This window comes from Streptomyces lancefieldiae (assembly GCF_031845825.1).
In the GTDB taxonomy this organism is placed as follows: Bacteria; Actinomycetota; Actinomycetes; order Streptomycetales; family Streptomycetaceae; genus Streptomyces; species Streptomyces lancefieldiae.
Map to the genome: position 1 here is coordinate 1 of NZ_JAVRFH010000155.1, position 3,410 is coordinate 3,410.

3 protein-coding genes are annotated in these 3,410 nt (G+C 65.7%); 2 read left to right on the forward strand and 1 reads right to left on the reverse strand.

Annotated features, from left to right (window positions below; translation table 11 throughout):
• Nucleotides 1–412, forward strand: a 412-nt coding sequence (locus tag RM812_RS41050; RefSeq protein ID WP_311585958.1) for a hypothetical protein, incomplete at its 5' end; no start/stop codon positions are given.
• A gap of 168 nt (nt 413–580) precedes the next feature.
• Here the strand turns inward: RM812_RS41050 and RM812_RS41055 are convergent.
• Nucleotides 581–790 carry a hypothetical protein gene (locus RM812_RS41055; RefSeq protein WP_311585960.1) on the reverse strand — a complete coding sequence of 70 codons (210 nt, stop codon included), beginning with the start codon at nt 788–790 and terminating at the stop codon, nt 581–583.
• Nucleotides 791–968: 178 nt separating this feature from the next.
• On the opposite strand from RM812_RS41055, the gene RM812_RS41060 reads away from it, so the two are divergent.
• Nucleotides 969–3,398, forward strand: a complete 2,430-nt coding sequence (locus RM812_RS41060; RefSeq protein WP_311585962.1) for a tetratricopeptide repeat protein — start codon at nt 969–971, stop codon at nt 3,396–3,398.
• Nucleotides 3,399–3,410 lie beyond the last annotated feature (12 nt).

A 3,410-nucleotide genomic window follows, 5' to 3' on the forward strand; every position in this document is an offset into this window, starting at 1 on the left:
CGGGCCCCCCGCGGCCCCGGGACGGGCTGCCCGTCTCCAGGGGGCGGCCCGCTGGATCGGCCGGGAGCAGCAGGCGGTCCCCCGGCTGACGCCGTGGCCGCAGAAGCTGACCACCCTCCAGGGGTTCACCCTCGCCGTACTCGGCTGGCTGGTACTCGTGATCGCCGCGATCCCGTGGACGGTCGCCATGAAAGCCCGGGTGCTCACCGACCACCCCAAGCCGATACTGCTCGGCGCTGTCGCCCTGGCTGGGCTCGGCGCCTACAGCATTCACCGGGCCGGGCCACGTCTGATGCGGCAGCCCGGCCGGACGATCGCGTTGACGGGTGCTGCCGCAGGGGTGGCGGCCTACCTGGTGATGCAGGTGCAAGGGCCGGTCGCGGGCTACTTCTTCGCGCACCCTTGTGTGTAGGCGGTCAGTGACCAGTGTGCGAGCGGTACGTCGGGTGGGGTGGACTATCCGGTGCTTTGAGCATCACTACAGCGGTTGTCGGTCGGATTAATCTTCAGCACCGCCGACCCGCCCCCGGCTTCAGGGCGGGATTGACTGGCAGGGAAGAAGGGTGTCGGTGGCGGCATGTCAGCGGCGCTGGGGGGTGTCTCGGGTCGCCCGGGTCCAGGTGATCAGCTTGCCCGTCAAGTCGAGCAGGAGTTCCTGCCTGCTTCGGGGCAAAAAGATCCAGCAACTCCATGCGGGCGCCAGCAGAATCGTGACGATGATGAGGGGGACGATCCGCAGCGCCTCGAGCACATGCCGCGGGTGGACCGGTTCAAGTAGCCAAGTGGTCATGGGAGGTACCTCCGGTCGATGGCCGGCGGCCGGATGCCGCCAGCGCATGACCTCGAGAAAGCACCGTCCTGGGGGTTTCCTGCGATCTCGAGCAGGCAGCAACCCGCGCGTGAGCGCAGGTCAATGACGGTGTCACGAGTTTTCCCGCTGGTTTGAAGTCAGAACTCCCGGAGGTGCGATGTCCCAGCACGAAGAAGCGATCAACCTCTTCAGGAAGGAGCTGGACCAACTGCTCAGAGCGTCGAAGGCCACGCTAGGCGAGTTGTCGCGCCTGGCATCTAGTGGGGGGCATCCGGTATCGACCACGACCATCAGCGCGTGGCGGCACGGTGTCCAAGTCCCCAACAAGGACGCCCACCGCGTCTTCCTCGCGATCGTTGAAGCCGCAGGCCGCAAGATCGCACCAGGCAGCGCTTACACCCCACGCCCGATGGCCTGGTGGGACAAGCTGGTGACCCGACTCAGGGAGGAACGCAGCAAGAACAAGGGAGGGCGTCCCCGCAGCACCGCAAAGGCCGGTGCGACGGGTGTTGTCGTACTTCCGCCGCGGCCCGAGAGGTTCACCGGCCGCAGCGACCAGCTCGCCGAGGTCATGCGGCACCTTGAACCCGCCGTCGATGCCGACGCCGAGGTCGCGGCGGTCTCGACCGTCGTCGGCATGGCCAGCGTGGGGAAGACGGCACTTGCCTTGGAAGCCGCTCACCAAGCCGTTGCCCGTGGCTGGTTCCCCGGCGGAGCCCTGTTCGCCGACCTCGGCGGGCACACCCCGAACCACCACACCGACATCAGCACGGTCGTCGTCGACTTCCTGCAAGCCCTTGGAGTCAAGGACAAGGACATGCCAGTCGGCCAGGACGGCAGAATCCGCCTGTGGCGCACGCTTCTCCACGACCGGGCCACGGCACACCAACCCGTCTTGATCGTCCTCGACAACGCCCTCGATGCCGGTCCCGTTAAACATCTACGCCCCGACCCGCCGCACCGGATGCTGGTCACCTCGCGCTACACATTGTCTGCGCTGTCCGCTCCGCGTCTTGCGCTGAAGCCGTTCACCCAGCAGGAGGCGGTGACCCTGCTCGACACCGAGTTACGGGTTTCTCACCCCGCCGATACCCGCGTGGAGATACAGGAAGAGTCGGCGGCCGAGCTGGCTGGCCTGTGCGGATATCTTCCGCTGGCGCTGCACATCATCATCGCGCTGCTTCGGGATGACCCCGACCGTTCCTTGGCCGAGCAAGCAGCCGCGCTTAAGGACGCCCGCAACCGCCTAGATCTACTCGAGTACAGCGACAACACCGACGAGCACGGCCGTCCGTTGGCCGTCCGGGCCGCGTTCGAACTGTCCTACCAGCGGCTGAAGGACGACGAGGCCCGGACCTTCCGCCTCCTGTCCTGCGCCCCGGGCGCTGACATCTCCATGACGAGCGCTCACGTCCTGCTGGGGACAGAAGGAGCTCAACGGACACTCGCTGTCCTATTGCGCGCTCACCTCGTGGAGAAACGCCCGAAGAACCGCTGGGCGATGCACGACCTGGTTCGCCTCTACTCCGGCGAGCTCGGTGCGCAGCACGCCGACGACGACCACCGGGAAGCGTCCCTGGACCGCCTGCTGTCCTACTACACAATCATGGCCGAGGGGGCCGTTCCCCCTGACCACGACCCCTTCGTGCTGGTCCGCCCATTTGCCGACGCAGCGGCCGCTACCAAGTGGCTCGACGAAGAGGAAGAAGTACTTCTCGCCAGCGCGCTGTCCCCCGAGGCACGAAACCGCCAGCACCCAGCCAGGTTCGCGATCGCACTCGCGTTGTCCCCTTACCTGAGCGACCGCCGCAAGTACCAGGAACTCCTTGTCCTGTCCCAGACTGCTTTGGATGTCCTCACCAAGGAACTCCACATCGCGGCCCGGACCATGAACCCCCGCAAAAGGGTGGAGATCGCCCATATTGCTTCTATTCTGGTCAACCTCTCCATAGCTCAAGGGGCGCTGGGGCAGTACGACCATGCGCTGGCATCAGTGGGTAAAGCAATACAGCTGACCACGAGATCCGTGAGCACGGCCGCGGTCGACCAGGAAGGCCGCCGGTACACCACCATGCTGTACAACCTCGCTGGCCTCCTGATCGAGGCCGGGCGCAGCGAGGAGGCAAAGGAAGTCACCAACGTTGCGATCAACACCGCTTGGCTTCTCAAGGACATGCGCAGCGCGGCATTCAGCGGGCGAATGGCGGGCCTGGCCCACCGTGACCTCGGCGAACTCGACGACGCCCGGGAGTACCTGCAGGTGGCTCGCGCTGCCTTCCAGACCCTCGGCGAAGTCCGCGCCGAGGCACACACGGTCTCTGACCTTGGAGTCGTGTACCGGCTGGCGGAAATGTTCGAGGAGGCACTCGCCGCTTTCATGGAATGCGATGAGCTTGCCCGCGCAGTGGGGAGCCGCTTCCTCGAAGCCGAGAACTTGATCAACATTGGTCTCAGTCATCGCGACCTCGGCAACCTCCAGAAGGCGACTGAAGCTTTCGACCGGGCTATCGCCATCGCGCAGGAAGTCGGCTCAGCCGACATCGAAGAGACCGCCCTGCTCGGACGCATCACAGTCACCGGCTCTTGACCGCGTCCCTTA

Bases quoted from the DNA above. Each gene is read 5' to 3' on its own strand.
- RM812_RS41055 (WP_311585960.1), bottom strand. From the start codon at position 790: ATGACCACTTGGCTACTTGAACCGGTCCACCCGCGGCATGTGCTCGAG.
- RM812_RS41060 (WP_311585962.1), top strand. From the start codon at position 969: ATGTCCCAGCACGAAGAAGCGATCAACCTCTTCAGGAAGGAGCTGGAC.